Source organism: Acidimicrobiia bacterium (assembly GCA_040881685.1).
GTDB lineage: Bacteria > Actinomycetota > Acidimicrobiia > IMCC26256 > PALSA-555 > SHVJ01.
The window spans coordinates 111,221-131,189 of sequence record JBBECS010000054.1 but is presented as its reverse complement, the minus strand read 5'-3'; the positions used below and the strand labels follow the sequence as shown (position 1 = coordinate 131,189).

The 19,969-nt window shown below is 65.7% G+C and carries 21 protein-coding genes; 9 read left to right on the top strand and 12 right to left on the bottom strand.

Going from position 1 to position 19,969, the window contains the following annotated elements; all coding sequences use genetic code 11:
- Nucleotides 1-12: 12 nt before the first annotated feature.
- Genes WEE69_15310 through WEE69_15295 form a run of 4 tightly spaced genes read right to left on the bottom strand, consistent with a single transcriptional unit; the run spans nt 13 to nt 3,986 of the window.
- Nucleotides 13-1,209, bottom strand: a complete 1,197-nt coding sequence (locus WEE69_15310; GenBank protein MEX1146670.1) for a CoA transferase — start codon at nt 1,207-1,209, stop codon at nt 13-15.
- The gene (locus WEE69_15305; GenBank protein ID MEX1146669.1) at nt 1,206-2,318 is read right to left on the bottom strand and encodes an NAD-dependent dehydratase; all 1,113 of its coding nucleotides are present in this window, start codon (nt 2,316-2,318) and stop codon (nt 1,206-1,208) included. The genes WEE69_15310 and WEE69_15305 overlap by 4 nt, the downstream gene beginning before the upstream one ends.
- Nucleotides 2,311-3,198 (bottom strand): SDR family oxidoreductase, encoded by an 888-nt coding sequence (locus WEE69_15300; protein MEX1146668.1) that lies wholly within the window; start codon nt 3,196-3,198, stop codon nt 2,311-2,313. Before WEE69_15300 ends, WEE69_15305 begins: the two co-directional genes overlap by 8 nt.
- A gap of 8 nt (nt 3,199-3,206) precedes the next feature.
- Nucleotides 3,207-3,986: an enoyl-CoA hydratase/isomerase family protein gene (locus tag WEE69_15295; GenBank protein ID MEX1146667.1), complete on the bottom strand. Its 780-nt coding sequence runs from the start codon at nt 3,984-3,986 to the stop codon at nt 3,207-3,209.
- Between the two features lie 62 nt (nt 3,987-4,048).
- On the opposite strand from WEE69_15295, the gene WEE69_15290 reads away from it, so the two are divergent.
- The 4 genes from WEE69_15290 (at nt 4,049) to WEE69_15275 (ending at nt 7,109) form a co-directional block, all read left to right on the top strand.
- The gene (locus WEE69_15290) at nt 4,049-4,876 is read left to right on the top strand and encodes an enoyl-CoA hydratase-related protein (GenBank protein ID MEX1146666.1); all 828 of its coding nucleotides are present in this window, start codon (nt 4,049-4,051) and stop codon (nt 4,874-4,876) included.
- The gene (locus WEE69_15285; protein ID MEX1146665.1) at nt 4,876-5,646 is read left to right on the top strand and encodes an SDR family oxidoreductase; all 771 of its coding nucleotides are present in this window, start codon (nt 4,876-4,878) and stop codon (nt 5,644-5,646) included. Before WEE69_15290 ends, WEE69_15285 begins: the two co-directional genes overlap by 1 nt.
- 63 nt (nt 5,647-5,709) lie before the next feature.
- Nucleotides 5,710-6,168 (top strand): hypothetical protein, encoded by a 459-nt coding sequence (locus WEE69_15280; protein MEX1146664.1) that lies wholly within the window; start codon nt 5,710-5,712, stop codon nt 6,166-6,168.
- On the top strand, nt 6,165-7,109 hold the full coding sequence (locus tag WEE69_15275) for an LLM class flavin-dependent oxidoreductase (GenBank protein MEX1146663.1): 945 nt from the start codon (nt 6,165-6,167) through the stop codon (nt 7,107-7,109). Before WEE69_15280 ends, WEE69_15275 begins: the two co-directional genes overlap by 4 nt.
- A 7-nt stretch (nt 7,110-7,116) precedes the next feature.
- Here the strand turns inward: WEE69_15275 and WEE69_15270 are convergent, their stop codons facing one another.
- The 7 genes from WEE69_15270 to WEE69_15240 form a co-directional block, all read right to left on the bottom strand.
- Complete coding sequence (locus WEE69_15270; protein MEX1146662.1) at nt 7,117-8,637, bottom strand: sulfatase-like hydrolase/transferase; 1,521 nt, start codon at nt 8,635-8,637, stop codon at nt 7,117-7,119.
- Nucleotides 8,638-8,642: 5 nt separating this feature from the next.
- Nucleotides 8,643-9,755: a Gfo/Idh/MocA family oxidoreductase gene (locus WEE69_15265; GenBank protein MEX1146661.1), complete on the bottom strand. Its 1,113-nt coding sequence runs from the start codon at nt 9,753-9,755 to the stop codon at nt 8,643-8,645.
- 14 nt (nt 9,756-9,769) lie between these two features.
- Complete coding sequence (locus WEE69_15260; protein MEX1146660.1) at nt 9,770-10,369, bottom strand: TetR/AcrR family transcriptional regulator; 600 nt, start codon at nt 10,367-10,369, stop codon at nt 9,770-9,772.
- An 8-nt stretch (nt 10,370-10,377) separates the two neighbouring features.
- The gene (locus WEE69_15255) at nt 10,378-11,385 is read right to left on the bottom strand and encodes an aldo/keto reductase (protein MEX1146659.1); all 1,008 of its coding nucleotides are present in this window, start codon (nt 11,383-11,385) and stop codon (nt 10,378-10,380) included.
- 102 nt (nt 11,386-11,487) lie between these two features.
- A complete protein-coding gene (locus WEE69_15250; protein ID MEX1146658.1) occupies nt 11,488-11,757 on the bottom strand; it encodes a hypothetical protein in 270 nt (89 codons plus the stop codon).
- Nucleotides 11,751-12,836, bottom strand: coding sequence for a glycosyltransferase family 4 protein (locus WEE69_15245; protein ID MEX1146657.1), 1,086 nt, complete (start codon nt 12,834-12,836; stop codon nt 11,751-11,753). The genes WEE69_15250 and WEE69_15245 overlap by 7 nt, the downstream gene beginning before the upstream one ends.
- Before the next feature lie 23 nt (nt 12,837-12,859).
- Nucleotides 12,860-13,543: a hypothetical protein gene (locus WEE69_15240; GenBank protein ID MEX1146656.1), complete on the bottom strand. Its 684-nt coding sequence runs from the start codon at nt 13,541-13,543 to the stop codon at nt 12,860-12,862.
- A gap of 503 nt (nt 13,544-14,046) precedes the next feature.
- Here WEE69_15240 and WEE69_15235 point away from each other — a divergent pair.
- Both WEE69_15235 and WEE69_15230 read left to right on the top strand, forming a co-directional pair.
- Nucleotides 14,047-15,360 carry an HD domain-containing phosphohydrolase gene (locus tag WEE69_15235; GenBank protein ID MEX1146655.1) on the top strand — a complete coding sequence of 438 codons (1,314 nt, stop codon included), beginning with the start codon at nt 14,047-14,049 and terminating at the stop codon, nt 15,358-15,360.
- Nucleotides 15,357-16,535: an HD domain-containing protein gene (locus WEE69_15230; protein ID MEX1146654.1), complete on the top strand. Its 1,179-nt coding sequence runs from the start codon at nt 15,357-15,359 to the stop codon at nt 16,533-16,535. Before WEE69_15235 ends, WEE69_15230 begins: the two co-directional genes overlap by 4 nt.
- Here WEE69_15230 and WEE69_15225 read toward each other — a convergent pair.
- Entirely contained in the window at nt 16,501-17,082 is a 582-nt protein-coding gene (locus tag WEE69_15225; protein MEX1146653.1) for a DUF5317 family protein, read from the bottom strand. The two genes, WEE69_15230 and WEE69_15225, sit on opposite strands and share 35 nt — an antisense overlap.
- Before the next feature lie 57 nt (nt 17,083-17,139).
- On the opposite strand from WEE69_15225, the gene WEE69_15220 reads away from it, so the two are divergent.
- The 3 genes from WEE69_15220 (at nt 17,140) to WEE69_15210 (ending at nt 19,952) form a co-directional block, all read left to right on the top strand.
- Complete coding sequence (locus WEE69_15220) at nt 17,140-17,913, top strand: enoyl-CoA hydratase-related protein (protein ID MEX1146652.1); 774 nt, start codon at nt 17,140-17,142, stop codon at nt 17,911-17,913.
- A 162-nt stretch (nt 17,914-18,075) separates the two neighbouring features.
- On the top strand, nt 18,076-18,786 hold the full coding sequence (locus tag WEE69_15215) for a sigma-70 family RNA polymerase sigma factor (protein MEX1146651.1): 711 nt from the start codon (nt 18,076-18,078) through the stop codon (nt 18,784-18,786).
- A 509-nt stretch (nt 18,787-19,295) separates the two neighbouring features.
- Complete coding sequence (locus WEE69_15210) at nt 19,296-19,952, top strand: hypothetical protein (protein ID MEX1146650.1); 657 nt, start codon at nt 19,296-19,298, stop codon at nt 19,950-19,952.
- Nucleotides 19,953-19,969 lie beyond the last annotated feature (17 nt).

Here is a 19,969-nt window from a genome sequence, read left to right as displayed (position 1 = left end):
GGTTGACCTCGCTCAGCTGACGACACCGTCGGCGCGGAGCGCGTCGATCTGATCGCCCAACCCGAGCTCGCGCAGGATCTCATCGGTGTGCTGACCCAGGTCGGGAGCAGGTGAGCCGTGACTCGCGGGCGTGGATGCGAATTGGGCTGGATGGCGAGGCTGACGTACGAGACCCACGGTGGGGTGCTCAGACTCCACGAGCAGCCCGATCGCTTTGACGTGGGGATCCGCGGCGAGCTCCTCGGGACGCACGACCACACCGCACGGAACCCGCTCGGCTTCCAGTCGCGCCATCGCCTCGGCCGTCGACATCTTCGCGGCCGCGTCGTAGCAACGCTCGACGAGCGCGTTCGTGAGCTCGCGATGTTGGATGCGCTGCCCGATCGTGGCGACCCGCGGATCGTCGAATCCGTCGACGTCGAATCCGCGACACATGCCGGCGAAGTCGGCATCAGAGGTGGGAGTGCAGATGCCCCATCCGTCGGTGAACTGCAACGGTCGGAAGGTCGACACGAAGCTCGACGGCTGCGACCCGTCGGCCATCATCAGCACTTCGTTGCCGGCGGCATCGACCCAAAGGAAGGACACCACCGCATCGAGCATCGAAAGATGGAGGTGTTGACCGCCGGCGCCGCGTTCGCGGGCGAGCAGTGCAGCGGTGATCGCTTGCGCGGCGTAGAGCGCGGTGACCTTGTCTGCTGCGGTCTGGCGGAGGAACTGGGGCTCACCAGTGGCCGGGTCAGCCTGGTTGCCCGCGAAGCCTCCGTATGCCTGGATCACCGTGTCGTACGCGCTCTTGGATGCATAGGGCCCTTCGGGTCCGAAGCCTGACAGCGACGCGTAGACGACATCGGGGTTCTCCGACCGCAGATCGTCGTACCCGACGCCCAGACGCTCGACGACGCCAGGTCGGAAGTTCTGCACGACGACATCGACATCCCGAGCGAGCGCGCGGACAATGTCGCGTCCCTGGTCGGTGTGGACATCGACGGAGATCGATCGCTTCCCGCGGTTGCACATGAGGAACAGCGCACTCATGCCGTTCACCGACACCCCGACCCAGCGACCGATGTCACCGATGCCCGGTCGTTCGACCTTGACCACGTCAGCACCCTGGTCGGCGAGGAGGGTCACGGCATACGGGCCAGTCGCCGCGATCGAGAGATCGAGGACGCGCACGCCAGAAAGCGGGCCCGTGCTGACCGTCATGCGTCGAACTCCGGGTTCGATCGCGGTCGACCTCCGGGCCCGCTGTACGCGAGCCCGTAGCCGGGCTCCGGGTCGAAGTGGGCGGCAGCTCCGATCTCGGTGCGAGCTCGGCACCAAGCGTCGACAAGTCGGTCCTCGGCGTCGTAGTCGAAGGGGTCGGTGAGCACCTGCTCCTCTATCCCGCCGGGCGTGGGTGGGTGGTCGGCGAGCCAGCGCGCCGTGCGAGCGATGGCCTCTCGAGCGGGCATGACGTCGCGGTAGCCGAGCACGCTGCGCACCCGGGTGAGGTCGAGCACGCGGTGTGTGGGCAGCGGCTGCGCGAGGAGTGGGCGGGCAGGCACCGCGAGGTCGAACGGCATCGACACGATGTCGAACCGGTGACCGAGTGCCACCGCGACGAGCTCGATCACTTGTCGCACGGTCAGCACTTCCTCGTCGCCGACGTTGAAGACCAGGCCAGCGGCCGCGTCGGGTGCGCCGATTGCGAGGAGCACCGCGTGCGCGAGGTTCTCCGTGTAGCCGTGGTGATGGAGCGTGAGTCCGTCGTCGGCAACCACGATGGAATCGCGTCCGTCGAGGATGCGTCGCACGATGCACCACTCGCGGGGTACGAGCTGGTACGGGCCGTACACGTACGGGTAGCGGAAGTGCGCCGCGTTCGGGTGCTGCTCGAACACTGCGTCCTCGGTGCGAACGATGCGAAAGCCCTTCTCATCCTCACCCGGCTCTCCGACGGTCGGCGCGTCCTCGGCTACCGGCACGGGCAACCCAGCCGGGTTGTGCAGCCACGGGTTCATCCAGCCCCGGTACGCAGGCACGCCGCCGACCGACACGAACTGCCCGGTGCGTCCGGCCAGGAGTCGAGCGACCGAGCGCAGTCGTCCGTACATCGCGACGACCACATCGAACGTCAGCTGGCCGAGCCCTTCGGTGAGCGACGCGTCGTCGTATGGATCGAAGTGGAGGTGGTCGACGGCAGCGGGTGTCTCATCACGCTCGTGCTCACCGCGATGCAGGATCGTGACGTCGTAGCCCCGCTGCACCAACCCGCGAACGATCGGCATGCCGGTCGGGCCGGTCCCGCCGACGACGAGCGCGCGTTTAGCCATCAGCCGCGAACGGACCCTTGCCCATCTGCTCGCGCACGGTGACGACCTCCGGGTTCGTGAGGCTGCGCCGCTGCCAGTTGGCCCCGTCGACCACCAGCGTGTGACCCGAGATGAAACGGCCGTAGGGCGAGGCCAGAAACGTTGCCGCCCATCCGAGCTCTTGACGCTGGCCGACTCGCATCGCGGGCTGGCATGCGTCCTTGTCGCTCGTGCGCTCGAGGTTGCCCTTGATGTCGGCGGTCATGTCCTCGTGCGGGAAGAGTCCTGGGACGAGCCCGTTCACCTGGATGCCGTACGGGCCCCATTCGACTGCCAACGACTCCGTGAGGTTCTTCACGCCCGCCTTGGCTGCGGCCGAGTGCACGAACCCGGGGCCGCCCGTCCACGCGTACGACGCACCCACGTTGATGATCGATCCCGGCGTCCCCGCGACGAGATGACGACGCGCGAACTCTCTGGCACAGAAGAACGTGCCGTTCAGCGTGATGTCCACCACCGTCCGCCACGCGTTCGGCGACATGTCCTCCGCCGGCACCGGGAAGTTGGCCGCGGCGTTGTTGATCAGCACGCCTGGGAGGTCGAAGGCGCTCTCGGCCGCGTCGAATGCGGCGGTGACGCTCTCGGCGTCACGGATGTCGCAGATCACGGTGGCCACCTTCGTTCCGAGCGCCTCGATCGCGACCCGTCCAGCATCGAGGTGCTCGTCCTTCCGGCTCGCGATGACGATCGACGCGCCCAACCGGGCGAACTCCGAGGCGATCGCTTTGCCCAACCCGGTGCCGCCGCCGGTCACGAACACGCAGGCGCCGTCGAACGTGCCGGGCTTCAGTGCGGTCTCGCCAACTGGCGGTGGTGCGGGCAATCCGATGGGATCGGTCATGTGCGGGTTCAGCTCCCCGTGTACCCGGGCGCACGGTCCTCATCGCGGGCCGCGCGCATCTCGGCGACGTCGTCACTCTTGTTGATGAAGGTCTGGTAGATCATCTCGTCGGCCATCGACGTTCGGATCTGTGGCACTGCGAGGTGCCGGATCACCTCGCGAGCCATCTTGATCGTGACCGCAGGTGCCGCAGCGATCTGCTCCGCGATCTCGCGCGTCACTGCATCGAGCTCCGCCGCGGGGACGACGCGGCTGACGATGCCGTGCGCAAGCGCTTCGTCGGCGGTGAGGACCCGACCGGTGAGGACCATGTCGCTCACCACGCCATGACCGCACATCTCGTACAGCACCGCGACGCCACCTGTGTCGGGGATGACGCCGTAGGTCGTCTCGGGCAGCCGGAACTTGGCATCTTCCGAGGCGATGCGAAGGTCGCAGAGCAGCGCGCGCTGGAACGAGCCACCCATCACCCAGCCCTTGCAGGCCACGATCACCGGCGCGTCGAGTTCCCAGAGCTGTTGGATGCCCCGGTGACCGCGGCGCATGAGCTCGTGGTGCGAGAGCTCGACCGTGAGGTTGCCGATCGAGCCCACGTCGCGGCCTGAGGAGAACGACTTTCCTTCACCTCGCCAGATAACGGCGCGCACCTCTGGGTGCTCTTTGATCTCCCCGAGGATGTCGAAGAGCCTCAGATCCATCTCGTCGTCGAAGGCGTTGTGCTTGTCGGGGTTGTCGTTCGTGATCGTCGCGATCAGCCCGTCGATGCTCAGATGGAGGCGGTCGGTCACGGCGCAGAGGCTACCGACAGCGCCGCAGGTACCCTGCCCTCCTTGGCCCAGCGGGAGAGTCTGTGGGTTACGAGGACATTCGCTTCGAGGTGAGCGACGGCGTGGCGGTGATCACGCTCGATCGGCCCGCGGTCCGTAACGCCTTCACCGGGCGCATGGGCACGGAGCTCGGCGACGCCTATCGCCGGTGCGATGCCGATGACGACGTGCGCGCGGTCGTGCTCACCGGCACGCCGCCTGCGTTCTGCGCCGGGGCCGATATGTCAAGCGGCGCCGACACCTTCACCGGCGGGGTCGCCCGAGATGTGCAGAGCGCCGACTTCAGTGCGGCCGGCGTCGACCCGCCGGCATTCGCGATCCGCAAGCCGGTGATCGCCGCGGTGAACGGCCACGCCATCGGCATCGGCCTCACGTTGGCACTGCAGTGCGATCTCCGGTTCATCGCCGCAGACGGGAAGTACGGCATCGTGCAGGCACGGCGCGGGATGCTCGGTGACGCGTACTCGCACTGGACGCTGCCGCGCATCGCCGGCCTTGCGAACGCCGCTGACATCCTGCTGACGGGACGCATGTTCGACGGGCACGAAGCACACGCGATGGGCCTCGCCAGTCGCTGCCTGCCAGCAGACGAGGTGCTGCCGACGGCGTTGGAGGTCGCGAACGACATCGCGGTCAACGCGGCACCCGTCTCGGTCGCCATGAGCAAGCGACTGCTGTGGGACGCGCTCGGGCGGACCCCGCAAGAGGTGGAACGGCTCGAGAGCGCGCTGCACCTGCATCTCATGGACGGGCCCGACGTGCGCGAAGGACCGGTGGCGTTCCTGGAAGGACGAGCGCCGAACTGGCGTCAGCGCGTGTCGACCGACTTCCCCGCCTGGCCGCAGATCTGATGGACCGAGACGCACTGCGCGCGCTCTTCGACCTCACGGACCGGGTGGCGGTCGTCACCGGCGGGACCCGTGGCATTGGACGCGCGATCGCTGAGGGCTTCGCGGCCGCGGGCGCGAACGTCGTCGTCGCGAGCCGCAAGGCCGATGCTTGCGCCGAGACCGAGGCTCACCTCATTGCGCTCGGGGGTGAAGCCCTGGGTGTCCCGACCCATCTCGGCGATCTCGACGCGGTGGCAGCACTCGTGGGGCGGACCATGGACCGGTTCAGCCGACTCGACATCGTCGTCAACAACGCGGCGACACCCCTGACGATGCCGATCGGTCAGCTCACGCCGGAGGCTTGGCAGAAGTCGTTCGACGTCAACCTGCGCGGCCCGGTGTTCCTCGTGCAGGACGCGCTTCCGCACCTCGAAGCCAGCCCGTGCGCGGCAATCGTCAACGTGATCTCGGCGGGTGCGTTCTTGTTCTCGCCGAACGTCTCGATGTATGCCGCCGCAAAGGCAGCGTTGATGTCCTTCACGCGCGCGATGGCCGCCGACTTCGCGCCGCGAGGAATACGAGTGAACGCCCTCGCGCCGGGAAGCGTCGATACCGACATGATGCGCAAGACCGCGCCTGAGGCGCAGGCGAGCATGGCCGCGGCGAGTCACCAAGCGCGAGCCGCATCGACGGACGAGATGGTCGGCCCTGCGCTCTTCCTCGCTTCGGACGCAGCCAGCTTCGTGACCGGTCAGGTACTCATCGCCGACGGTGGGCTCGTGCCGCACTGAGCGGGTTCGTGACAGGCTGCGCGCAGGAATCCTGACTGCAGAGAACGGGCAAGGAGGCGTGACATGGCCGGCGGTCCGCGGATCAAGCACCTGGACGACTTGCAGTGGCAGGAGGTGCGACGCCAACAGCACGGTGACCGCACCGTGTCGGTGTTCGAGAAGTGGCCGGAGTTCTCCGACCGCTACCTCACCGTCTATGCAAAGTACGAACCAGGAATGATGGTGCACGCTCACGGTCACAACAGCGATCACATCGTCTTCGTGATCGAAGGCGACATCATGTGCGGCGAGGTTCACTGCACAGCGGGCACGCACATCGCACTCGACCACGGCGACACGTTCGGGCCGTTCATCGCGGGGCCCGAGGGGGCCCTTCTGTTCGAAGTGATGATGGGCGACCCGCGTTCCTTCGCCGCCGACCCCGAGGGCTGGGAGCGACTCCTCACCGAGCGCGGCGTGCAGCAGCTGCCGAACCCGCCCATCGACCTGCCTGACTGGCTCGAGGACACGCGCACCGGATGACGCCGTTCGCGCGGGGCTCGGTGTCGCTCCGCCTGTATCCGCACAACGAGCTGCCCGCGTCGGCGATCGTCGAGGAGCTGCGCGCGCAAGCCGCGCTCGCATCCGAGCACGGCTTCGACGGGGTGATGACGAGCGAGCACCACGCGGGCTTCCATGGCTATCTCCCGAACCCGCTCCAGGCCGCGGGATGGTGTCTCGAGGCGATGGCGACGGGCTGGGCCGCGCCGTCACCGCTGCTCCTCCCGCTGCGGCCGCCCGCGCTGGTCGCAGAAGAAGTCTCATGGTTGGCGGCGCGCTTTCCGGGCCGCGTCGGCATCGGTGTCGCGTCAGGCGCGTTGCAGGATGACTTCGAGGTCATGGGACTCACGATGCACCGACTCGCCGAGCGCTTCACCGACGGGCTCGAGGCCCTCGTCGGCATGTTGTCAGGAAGCAACCCGGGTGCGCTGGCCGACGACCCGGCGATCAAGGCCTGCGCCGAACATCCGATCCCGGTCATCAGCGCGGCCATGGGCTTCACCGCGGTGCGACGCGCCGCCGCGCTCGACGTCGGGATCCTGTTCGACTCGCTGTCGCTCGCGGAGCGGTGCCGGGAGCTCACCGACGCCTACCGCGAAGCTGGCGGCGGCGGTCCGGTGATCATGATCCGGCGGGCCTGGCTCGGTGAGCCGCCGCAGGAGAAGGTGGACCAGCAGCTCGATGTGTACCGCGGGTACTCGTCACGCGCCGCGCAGCTGCACTGGGGAGGGAACGAGCTGATCGGCTCGACGGATCCTGCGGCAGTCGCCAGCGGTCTTGCGGACGTTGCTGGCCGTGCTGGCGCCGATGCGTTGAACCTCCGGGTGCACGTGCCGGGCGTCTCAACCGAAGTGGTCCGTGAGCAGATCGCCGTGCTCGGTGACGCCGTGCTTCCCCCGCTGCGCTCCGCGCTCGCGTCGTAGCCAGAGGTCAGCGCCGTGCAAACGCGTTCTTCGGCGGATACTGACCGAACGTCGCGAGGTGCGCTCTGATCCCGCTGGTGAATGAGTCGATATAGGCGAGCTTGCGAACCAGGTAGCTGCGCGACTCTTTCGGATCGAGATAGAGGTTGTAGAGACGGCCGTACGGATACCGCTGAGACACGCCTTCGAATCCGCCCTGGCTGTGGACGTCGGTGTCGTCGTCGGAGATCGACGCGAGCATCAGCTTGTACTCGCCCACGCGGATCGCCGAGAACTGGTTGAGCAGCCAGTAGTACTGATACTTGCGGTTCGAGCGGCCGTCGGTCGTCAGCAGGAACGATGTCTGATCGACGCCGTCGATGAATCGGTCGGTGGGAACCGCAGTGTCGGCGTCGGCGAGCGCAAGCGCAGTAGGGAAGAGATCGGTGAATGCGAACAAGCCGTCCGACGCACGGCCGGCCTCGATCATCCCCGGCCATGCGAACACGCCGGGCACCCGCACGCCGCCTTCCCAGGTTGATCCCTTGGCGCACCGGAACGGTGTGTAGGCCGCGTCGGGCCAGGTCTCCATGTTCGGACCGTTGTCCGATGACACGAACACGAGCGTGTGCTCGAGCTGCCCCGTCTCCCGGAGCTCACCCACGAGCCTGCCCACGATGTCGTCGAGCTCGACGAGGGTGTCCTTGTAGGGGTGCTTCGCAGGTGATGATCCGAGGTACTTCTCGAGCGGGTAGTTGTCGAAGTGCGCACCGCGGGTGCAGTGGTAGAGGAACCACGGTTGCTGGTTGCCCGATCTCTGCCGGATGAAGTCGATCGAGTACCCCGCCCACTTGTCGTCGAGGGTCGAGAGCACCGGAATCGTCACTTCCTCGACGTCTTCGGTATCGCCGTCCTTTGTCGCGTGGACGAAGCAGCGGTTGAACGGCTGGTTCTCGATCCAGCGCGTGCGCTCGTCGGAGTAGACGATCTCGGGAAAGAAGTTCGGGTCGCGCCATTCGCTGTACATGTCCGAGACCGACAGGAAGCCGTAGAAGTCGTCGAACCCAACGTGCTGAGGCTGGGAGTCGCGGTTCTCACCCATGTGCCACTTGCCGACGGCCTGCGTCGCATATCCCGCCGCACTGAGGAGTTGCGGGAGCGTCACCTCACCCGCGAGTCCGCCCGGTTCGCCGTACATCGGCGGGCGGAGCAACCCGTGTCGCATCGGCAGTCGCCCCGTCATCAGCGACGCGCGTGACGGGCTGCAGGAGGGCTCGGAGTAGCAGGACGTGAGGAGCAGTCCGTCCCGCGCCAGTCGATCGATGTTCGGCGTGGGCGCTCCGACCGCGATTCCACCGCCGTAACAACCGAAGTCGCCCCAGCCGACGTCGTCGAAGAGGATCACGAGCACGTTGGGTCGACGGTCGTGCATGCGTACGTAGTCGTCGAGGCGTTGGCGGGCCCCGGCGTTCTGATCGTCGTGGACGAACATCGGTTCTCGATGTTCCGCTATCGGCATGGTCGCGGTGGCGATGGGATCGAAGGTCATGCGCGTCAGGCCTTCGACGGGTAGATCGGCCACCACGGCGGCGACACCGCGGTCTCGATCGTGCTCGGATCAACTGGACGTCGCTCATTCGAGGCTTGATAGACGGCGAATGCGAGCTGGAGCGTCTGGATGGCGAGCTCGCCGTCCATGTCGGGCTGCGTCCCGGCAAGCAACGAGTCGACGAAGTGCTTTGACGCGCCAGCCATGCTGCTGGTCCAACTTGCATCGATGTCACCGAACGACGTGGTCGTGCCGTCAGCCCGATAGAGCATCACCGGCGGGAGGTCGAGCATCTGGCCGGTGTAGCGAGTCACCCAGATGAAGCCGTCCGAGCCCTGGATCTCGAAGAACTCGTCGGCGCCGAAGAACTCGCTGCGCAGGAACATGTTCGGCGCGTACGTGACCTCCATGAGACCGAGGAGGTCGTCGCGTTCGTACTCCCAGAGTGCGGCGGTCGGCGCTTCGAAGAAAAGCGGCCCTTGGCGCACGACGGCCTGCACGCTGCGCACGTTCTCGCCGGCGAGCCAGAGCGCTGCTGCGTACTTGTGCCACACGTCGTCGAACAGGTGTCCGCCGGGGCTCAGCTCGTTGAACCGCCAGATGTAGCCCTCGACCTCGAGCGTGTCCCCAAACTTCGAGTTGGTCTTGCCGCCGACGAGGGTCTTGACCCTGATCATGTTGGGTGTGCCGATCGCGCCTTCGGCAATGAGTTCGCGCGCCTTCATCAGTGGTGGGTAGTGCAAAGCGCACTCGCTGACTCGGAACACGACGCCGGCGTCGTCGGCCGCGGCGATCATCTCGCGTGCCTCGGTGACCGAGTTCGCGATGGGCTTCTGACACGAGATGTGCTTACCGGCTCTTGCCGCGGCCACGACGTGGTCGCGATGCATGTGCGTGGGCGTGAGGATCTCGACGGCGTCGATCTCGTCGTCGCCCAACAGCGCGTCGAGGCTCGTGTAGACCTTCGGAACGTCCCACTCCGCGGCCACACGAAGCGCCTTTTCCTCGCGCGGTTCGCAGAGCGCGACCACGTCGCAGTCAGGATGGTCGAGGTAACCCTGTGCGTTGAGCGGCGCGATGTTGCCGATTCCCACCAATCCGAGCCGGACTCGATCCATGGCGGGGACAGTACTCAGGGTCGGGCAGCCGGCTCCTCGGCGCGAACGCCGCGCAAACCGAACCAGACCAGCTCGCTGACCCAGCGCGCGAGGAGAACTGGATCGGATCCGTTGTCGGTGAGCGCGTCGCGACTGGTCGCCTCGGCGATCCCGATCAAGGCGTGAGCGAGGACACGGCGGTGCTCGGTTGTGCCCTCGATCTCGATGAGCTGACTGATCGCGTCGGCGGACTCATCGAGCACCCGCTCCACGATCTCCGTGAACTCCGGGTCGTTCCTGGCTGACGCGCCAAACAGCACGCGGAACGCGGCTTCATTGCCGGTCACAAAGCGAAAGTACGCGGCGAAGCCCTCCTCGACCCGTTCGCGACCAGTGTGCGCGGCGGCGGTTGCCACGGCGAGCTCGCGCCGCAGCTGGTGGCCGACGTCCACGAGGAGCTCGACGAAGAGCGCCCGCTTGGACGGGAAATGCTGATACAGCACGGGCTTCGTCACGCCGGCCGCGGCCGCGACGTCGTCCATGGATGTCGCGTGAAAGCCGCGCTCGGCAAACTCCACGCACGCAACATCCAGGAGCTGGCGTCGACGCTGTTCTGCCGGGAGACGGGTGGACACCGGGCGACTCAAGCGCTCGACTTGAGGGGCATCTCGTAGCGGTCAGCGTGGTCGAAGTTGCGCGTCCAGAGATCGTGGAGCGCAGCGCTTTCGTCGGCCGCGAGCGGGAGGTCCGATGCCGCCGCGTACTCCCGTACTTCGTCCGGGGTCACGCACGTGGGGAGCACGGTTGCGAACGCGGGATTCGCCAAGATCCCTGCGATCGCGGCTTGCCCGATCGTGCGGCCGGTTTCCTGCCACAAGAATGCGATCGTCTCGGCTTTCTCGAAGTTGTCGAGCATGTTGTCGCGGTTGCGGTGCGAACGATGGTCGTCCTTGGCGAACTCGGTATCGGGTGTGACCTTGCCCGACAACGTGTCGGACGCGTGCGGCACGCGAGAGATGAGCGAAACGCGACCTTCGGCCACGTTGGGATCTGCCGCAAACGTCAGGCCAGGTTCCTGCTCCAGCACGTTGAACACGGTCTGGAGCGTCGCAATCGGCCGGTTCCGAACCGAAGTCAGGCCCTCTTCGACCCAGCCGATCGCGGGACCGAGCGCCACGCCCCGTGCCCGCACCTTGCCCTCCGAGACCATGCGTTCGAGCTCTTCCCAGAGTGAGTCTTCGAGGATCGGCTCGATGCGCGCGTTGTGGAGCTGGTACAGGTCGATGTAGTCGGTTCCGAGGCGTCGAAGTGAGTCCTCGAGCTGACGGCGAATCGATTCCGGCTGCCAGTCATGCGGTCGTTCGGACTGTCCGGGGAACTTTCGAGCCGCGTCGATGTCGTAGCCGCACTTCGTGGTGAGCACGAGCTCGTTGCGATGTGATTTCAGAACGTCGGCGAGCAACGTCTCGCCCACGCCGTCGGATCCGTATACCGGCGCTGTGTCGATGAAGGTGATACCGGCGTCAAGAGCGGCGTGGAGCATGCCTTGCTGGTCGTCGACCTTGCCCCACCAGTCGCTCGCGAGTGTCCACGTGCCGAACCCGATCTCGGAGACCTCGAGCTCCGACTCACCGAAGCGGCGGTAGCGCATGACTCGTCTCCTCGTGGCGCAGAGGGAAGGTGTGCGGGTGGTCGCGACGTTTTGCCCGCTGGCCACCACCGTAGATGGTCGTCCTTCGCAGCGGCGAACCGCTCACCGCGGGTGCGTCGGACCTTGACGCTCTTCATGCTCGGCCGCACGCACGCCGTAGCCCAGCACGATGGGGATCGGCAGGATCACGATCGCAGCAGCCAACCCGACGATCGAGACCGCCACAGACCAATCGGGGAAGTCAGACGAGGCTCCGATGGCGAACGCCACGATCGCGACCAGCAGCGCGCTGTATCCCACACGCTTCGCGATCTTGACCACGAGCGCAATGCGGGCCCGCTGGTCGTGGACTGGATCTGGCTGACTCACCACGTGTCCCAACCTACCGATGCGATCGCGGCGTGGAGCCGGGACGGAAGGTCGTTGAGGTCGAAGTGCGCGCGCAGGCACGTTCGGTTGGCATCCGCGATTCGAGTGTCCGGTGTTCGCAGGATGTCGGCGAGGTTCGCGGGGTCCTCGATCGACATCACATGAAGACCGAGGCCCGTGAGCTCGTCGAGCACCGGGTAGTGGGAAACGGCAACAGGCTTCCCAGCAATGGTTGCCTCGATGACCGGGTTGCCGAAGCCTTCCCAGCTCGACGGGAACACCACGACATCCGCGGCCGCGTACGCATCCTCGGGTCGCCGGGCCCGGCCTTCGATCACCGGGACGCTCGCCTTGCTCACGAGCTCTCCGAGCTCAGCATCGAAGCCATCTTCCGCTGGCCCGGTCAGCCAGTAGCGAACGACGGTGCCCGGAAAGTGCTCCTGAAGGGAGGCGGCAAAGGCGATCCCTCGGCCCACTTCCTTCCTCGGGATCGCACGAGTGGGCTGGAGGACGACGACGTCATCGGGTGCAAACCCGAGCGACGAACGCGTCTCGGCGCGGTCGCCCGCAGGTGGATCGAGGTCGAACGCGTTTCGGACGAGCTGTGCCTCGATCCCGCGCTGCGCCAGCTCGCGTTGCGCGAGCTCGTTGATCGTGACGTGGAGCGAGTCCGGTCGTCTGGGTGGAAACTCAACCAGATGCGCGAGGTGCGGTCGCTCCCAGGGGAGATCGTGGTGGTGAAAGGCGACTCGACCATCGTGATCGGCAAGCACCTGCGCGGCCGCGGCTGACGCGATCGGGTTGAGTGGCAGCGAGCAGAGGTTCTCGACCACCACCAGGTCGGCGCCAGCGAGACAGGCCGCGAGGGCGTCTGGCTCGAGTGGGGCGCCGGCGGCTGGCTCGATCGCGAGGAATGGGAGCCAGGTGTCGTCGGGTCTGAGCCCGTCTGCGAGCTCACCCGCGACACGGCGCGTGCTGAACCCCAGCTCGCGGAATGCCCATTCCCACTTGCGCGCCTCGACAGAAACCCCGTCAACCCCGCCGAGCCGGAATGACAAGAGAACCGCGGTCGGCATGCTCATGGCGTCGTTGTCCGACGCCGAGTTCAGCTGGCCCCGCGCTCCGGCGCGAGCGTGGGCAACCGCCGATTCAGGCCGTCGAGCACGGCTCGCACGGTTGCGTCGTCGGGATGTTGCCGCACGAGTGCGGACCCACAGAGGCGAAGCTCGTATGGCGGGTTGACGCAGATGAGTGTGACGACAGCGACGTCGTCGGTGCCGACGCGCACCGTCTCGGCTGCGCCGACGTCGACGCCGCGCAGCGTGCCGAGCTGCGCGAGCGCGTCGATGGTGGCGGCGGCGACGAGGCGGGGACGAGTGGCCACAGCAGCCGAACCCTCGGAATAGCCGGTGGCTTCGTCATCGCCGGTGCGCAGCGACACGTGGACCGTGATCCGCGCACCGGAGATGTGCGAGTCCACAGCCATGATCCGTGGTCGAACGGTCGCGCTCGGCGCGAATCCGACGGCGGCCTCGTCGTCGGGTTGGAGCTGTACTACCGACACGATGCGCCGGTCGATGTCGAGGCCGAATGACGCAAGTGCAACGGATTGGACGTCGCGGACGACCTGTTTGGCGTGCTTGCCAGTGTGCGCGAGGACGTGGACCTCGACCGGGCGGTGCGCGTCGTCGGACACGATTCGCACCGCGACGACATCGGGGAGGCGGCAGAGCTCCGCCTCCACGTCACTCAAGTTCGGCTCAGCCGTCTGCTGTTCGTCGATAATCATCCCCAAGTCCCCCCGAGTCCCCGTGAGGGCTGCACTGAGGATACGGAGAGCGGGTTGCTGTGACAGGGATAGGGCTTCGCGCGGAGAGTGGTTACGCCAGCACATTACCTCTTGCGCCGCAGCCGAGGAGGCACGAAACTTCTGTGACTCATGTGGTTCATGCGGCCCACGGCTGGGCCGACGCGCGCGAGGAGGTGATCACCAGGACGAACGGAGCGGGCAGGGCCTCGGCGAAACGGTTGGGCTGAAGAGCCCTTAGCGAAGCGTCGCCTCATCCGGCACATCAGCGAAGCCGGCGAGAGTTCCCTCAAGAGAGGGGGGATTCACGTGAAGAGGGTGATGACCCGTCTTGCCATCATCGGTTCAAGCATCGCCGCGCTGGTACTTGCCGGCGGTGCCAGCCGCATCTGGCGGTAACCAATGAAGAGAGTTAACCGGGGTCCTGCCCGATCCGTTTGTCCTCTTTTCGCATGCGTAGGTTGCAGCGAAGCGAGAGTCTCGGATTGGCCGCCCTGTGCGCAGGAGTGGCGATTCTTGCATTGTTGGCTTGTGCCTATTTGTCGGTCGAAAGCCCTTCGCCGAACGTAGCCGCGCTCGTCATCCTCGGCGTGTTGTGCGCGTTCGCTGCAAATACAAGCGTCGTCCTTCCAAACGATTCCGCGATGAGCGCGAGCTTCATGCTCGCAGTGTCGTCAATCGTCGTGTTTCATGAGGACGCTCGTTTTCTGGGGCCGCTTCTCGTCGGGATTGCGGGGGGTATGTACTTCCCGCACATTCGCGAACGCCAATGGCGCAAGGTTTTCTTCAATGCAGGAAGCCTTGGACTTGCCGCATTGGCAGCGGCAGGCGTTTATTCAATTTTTCCGGACAATGTTCTGCGATCTATTCCTGGGCAGCTTGCGGTTGCGATTCCCACCGCACTCACTTACTCACTTGTGAACTTCGTTCTCCTTACGCTTGCGCTGGCACTGCACGAGAATCGCCCAATCAACGAAGTTGCAAAAGAGCTGTGGCTCGGCGATCTTCAGATCTATCCGTTCGCCTTAATGGGGGTCTTGCTCGGTCGTCTGTATGTCGACGTCGGTGCATGGATCATTCCCCTGTTTGTTGCACCGATCCTGATCGCCCGACAGGCGTTCGCCTCGTACCTCGCGCTCCGGGAAGCGCAGGAAGCGACACTGTCCACGCTCATTCGAGTGCTCGAAGCCAAGGACAAGTACACGGCGGGCCACGTTGAACGGGTGGCGCGATTCGCACACCTGGTTGGCCTCGAGCTCGGACTCCGCTCCACGACGCTCGAACGTCTCCGCTACAGCTCGCTGATGCACGACATCGGGAAGCTCATCGTGCCGAACCAGATCCTCAACAAGCCCGGTCTCCTCACCGAAGCAGAATTCGCTCGGATGCGCGATCACGAACGGGTCTCGATCGAGCTCCTCCGGCAGATCGACTTCCTCGCTCCCGTCGTTCTGAGCCTCGAGGCCGAAGGCCAGAAGAACGAGGCGCTGAAGCTCGCGCCCATCGAGACGCGGATCGTCGCGGTTGCGGATGCCTTCGACGCGATGACATCAACGCGTGCCTATCGACGGGCCCTTCCCCAGGAAGTTGCGTTCGCAGAGCTTCGAGACAAGGCGGGCTCACAGTTCGAGCCCACGTGTGTGGACGCGCTCATCAGTGTTCTCGAACGTCGCGGCGAGCGGTACGGCGCCGGGCACGAGACCGATGTCGCCTCCTTCGCCATTCCGCCTCCGGTCGTTGGCACGGGCTCGGCAGGGTTGGGAGACCTGGAAGCCGAGGATCGGCGGGTGCGGCCGTGAGTCGACTTCGGCGGGTGGCGCTGGTCGCGGCTGCCGGCGCGATTGCGGCTGGAGCCTTGGAGGCGTTCTCGTGGGGGAGCCCGGATCTTGCGATCTTGGGTGCGGCGCTGGTGGCGGGCGAGCTGTTCGAGCTCCGTCCCATTGGTCGCGCTCCACTCCCGCTCTCGCTCGCGGTCGCGGTCGTGCTCGTTCCTGCCTCCACGCCATCGCAATATGCGATTGTCGTTGGCGTCGGCTATCTCGTTGCGGTCGCGATCCGGATGGAACCGTCAGGGTGGTGGGACCGCACGCTGCTGCTCGCCGAACGGATCGCAGAGGGGTACGTGATCCGGGCTGCGTATCGGCTGGTCGTCGATGCCACGGAGCATGCAGAGCAACGAGCACTCGTGCTCGGAGCGCTCGCAGCTGCCGCAATCGCACCCGTGGTCGTCGCCGATCTCGTGACGGCGGTCCGGGAGCACCGTGTTGCACCGGCCCGCGCCCGCGGCGCTGACCTCGCCCTGGTGACGAGCGCCATGTTGATGGCATTGGGTTATGCAGGGATTGACGGCGAGGGTCGTCTTGGTCTGTGGGGCCCGTTGTTGTTCTGCATTCCGCTCCTCGCAGCCTGGTACTCGTTCGAGCTGCTGGCTACAACGCGACGCGGATTCCGCCAAACCGTGTCTGCACTCGGAACTGCACCGGAGCTGGGAGGCCTGGTCCGCGCTGGCCATGTGGAGCGGGTAGCCGAGCTCGCGGTGGAGCTCGGCCGGGAGCTCGAGCTTCCGCCGACGGATCTCGAGCATCTCGAGACCGCAGCGCTTCTTCATCACCTTGGCGCGGTATGTCTCGATGAGCCGCCGCCCGGTACGCCACACGATCCGATCGAGGTCGCGCGTTCGGGGGCAGCGATGTTGCGCGCCAGCCCCGCACTCGCGCCTGCCGGTGACATCGTGGCCTCAGAACCATCGTTGCATCGCCCGCCCGGCGTCGCCGCCGCGCTGCCCGCGGCGCTCGAGGGTCAGGTACTCAAGGTGGCAAGCGCGTTCGACGAGCTCACCGAAGGCCAGGACGAGCACGCGTCCTGGGCGGTCGAAGCGCTCTACACGGGACCCGGCTACGTCTACGACGGGCGGGTGCTCGGCGCGCTGGAGCGCGTGCTCACGCGCCGCGGGTTGCTGACAGTGGACGACTGACGCCTCCCCGGCGACTGCGTCGACGCCGGCTCGCAAAGTACGCGAGCTCACAGATCCCGACCGTGACGACTAGGTCTCCGAACGACACGACCGCGTCGAACGGCTCGGGGAACAGGATCCTGTCGTCGAGGATCCGCAAGAGATCGTCGGGCTGCTCCGGCCGGTGCTTGACGGAGACGGCGATCGGCTTCTGGATTCGGTTGCCCTCAGCGTCGTTGCCGATGTCGATGGTCGGCATTCCCTGATTGAGACCGATCACCAGCGCGTTCATCGCCACGCCGATCGCAATCACACCGAAACCTGCTGTTCGGAAGTTGGCCAGACAGAAAGCAAGGATGAACGCGAACGAAGCCATGAGCAGGCCGTAGCCAACAGTCTCGAGTTGATCAGCTGGAACGTCGACAACATCCAGGAGGATCTGGATGCCGAGCCCGACAGCCAACATCCAGCCGCCAGTTACAGCGAGACGTGAGAGCTGCGAGATGCTCCCGAGCGTGACCACAACGACGAGCGCGGCGCTCACGATGGTCAGCACCAAAAGCCACACGCCGGTCAACGCTAGCGAGGTCCTTCGTTCCCGAATCGGATTGCCTACGATGCGAGGGTGAGCGAGCTCGAGTACGAGGTTGTCGGAGCGATGGCGCGTGTCACCATCAACCGGCCCGAACTGCGTAATGCGATGTCATTCGCCGTGATGAAGGGACTGCGCGACGCGGTGGAGCGCGCGCGATCCGACGACGCCGTGCGGGTTGTGGTGCTGACGGGTGCAGGAGATCGGGCGTTCTGTGCCGGTGCCGACCTCTCGGGGATGGCCGGCAGCGATGTTGCTTCGACCCACGAAGGACGAGGGGAGCTCGCGGAGCTGTTTCGTGACCTGTGGCGACTCGGGAAGCCAACCATTGCCCGCGTGCGCGGCTACGCACTGGCCGGAGGCTTCGGACTCGCGTTGGCCTGCGACTTCGTCGTGGCGGCCGACGACGCCCAGTTCGGGACGCCGGAGGTCGATGTCGGCCTGTGGCCGTACATGGTCACCGTCCCGATGCTGCGCGTGCTTCCACCGCGAGTTGCGTATGAGCTCATGGCGACCGGACGCCGAGTAGATGCTGCGGAAGCACTTCGTTTGGGCATCGTGAATCGGGTTGTGCCCGTCGGTCAGCTCGATGCCGAAGTCGAATCATTGGCGGCCGAGCTCGCGTCGAAGTCGCCTCTGGTGCTGCGCTGGGGCCGACAATCGTTCTACCGGGCGCTCGAGATGAGATCCGATGATGCGCTCGACTACCTCCAGTCGATGTTGAGTCTCACAGCCGTCACCGAGGACGCCGCCGAGGGCATCGCTGCGTTCATCGAGAAGCGACCAGCCTCATGGAAGGGTCGCTGAAGGCGATTCGCTGCGACAGCAACTGCCGCAAGCGGTGACGTTGTTTTCCTGTCGTTGTTGGCCGCAAGATTCTGTATTGGAGGGGTCGACAGTCACCGCGCCCGTCAGTACGTTCCGAGCGGGCCGAGGACCAAGCCTCGGGGCGGACAGTGGGACGGCGGCATGGCGGGTCGGGGCGACGCAGCTCAGCAACCCGGGGAGATCCACCTCCTCATCGCTCGATACCGAGAGGATGCCTATCGCTTGGCAAGGCATCTCGTGCGGAGCCAGGCCGAAGCCGAAGACCTCGCGCACACGGCGATCCTCAACGTGTTGCGAAGAGCGGAGAACATCTCCGACGCAGAGCACGTTCGCCCCTATTTACTGACTGCGGTACGAAATGCGTGGCGCAACCAGCTGCGTGCACGGGGTGGACGACGGTTCATTGGCGCCGGCTACGCGGAAGGCATGCCGTCTACAGATGTTCCGCCTGACGATCAGGTGGTGATCGGCATCGATCTCACCATTGCTCGAGCCGCGTTCGAAATGCTGTCGCCAACGAGCAAGGAGATCATCCGGCTGCGTTACATCGACGGCATGAGCTTTCCCGACGTGGCCGAGCTGCTGACCATCACGTCGGTCGCGGCTCGCCAGAGAGCCCATCGCGCGCGCGAGGAGCTCGTGGGCGCGTGCATGGACAGTGCCGCACAGGCAGGCTTAGGGGAATGCAAGCCGATCCGCACCAGGCTCGGACGGTTTCACCGCGGACTCCTGAGTCAGAAGACGCGGGCCGACGTTGGTGCGCACCTGGCGGCATGCGCAGCGTGCCAATCGTGCTACGAGCAGCTCATCGAGCTGTACGGGCATCGGATTGGGAGAGGGTCCTCCGAATGACCGATCCAGTCGCAGATCTGCAAGCAGTCCGATCACACGCTCAACCAGCGCACACGCTCGGATACCGAATGTTGGTTGCACTGCTCCTGCTCATGCTCGTTGCTGCAGCCGGGGTCTTGTCGACGTCTGAGAGCATGCCTCCTCTCGGCCTGCTCCTCTTCTTCGTTGTCCTGGTAGTCGCAACGGAGAACCGCGATCGTCTCTTCGGAGACGAAACCTCAATGAGTAGCAGCATCATCGTGGCGATCGGCTCAGTCGTGGCATTCCGCGACTCATCGCCCCTCTTTGGCCCTCTCCTCTGCGCTATGTGCGCTGGGATCTACTGGCCACACCTCAGAGAACGAAGTTACGCCAAGATTGTCGTGAACGCATCGGCAATTGGTCTATCCGCGCTAGCCGCCGCGGGGACATTCACACTTGCCTACGACGGCGAACGCATGTCGATCGCTCAGCTTGCGATCCTGGTAGCACCAGTCGCTGTCATGTATTGGGTTGTAAACACTTGCGCCTTGGCGGCAGCCCTTTCGCTGCTACGCGGTGCGGCCTTCGGCGACAACGTGCGCCTGCTGATCAGATCTGAGGTCCCGATGCTCGGCCTCGCGATCTTGGGTGGTTTGTGTGGGTTCGTGCTTCTGAACCACGGATTCGTGGTGGGCTCGGTTTCGATCGTGTCGTTGCTCGTCCTTGTTGATGTGTTGATGATCGCATCAAGACCTCGGGACACGAGGCTTGCGTCGTTCCAACGAGCTATTTGGCACAGCATCCTCGTGTTCAGCTCCGCAGCTCTTGGCGTCTTGATTGCTGCGCGACTTGGCGTCGTGGGTGCCGTCTGTGCGGTCTTGGCCAGCGTCCTGTTGATCACCTTTGTGGTTGCGTTGGTTCGGGTTCATCGCGCCACGGGAATCTGGGATCGACACCTCGCATTCGGAATGGCGGTCGTCGACGCTCCTCTGCCGGCCGTGTTCGCCCTGGCAGGAGTGCTCGCCGAGGTTGCGGGGATCTGGGTTGGCGCGGCGGGCCTGGGCATTGCGCTGGCACTCACACATGTCGTGTCGAGGCGTCTCCGACGTCACCAGATCCGTGTCAGCGCCGATGATCATCGGATTGCCGCGGCACTCGAGCGGGCCGTCGTCGAGGGCCGCAGCCTGCCGACCTCGTCGCACTGACGCTCACCGCGCAGCCC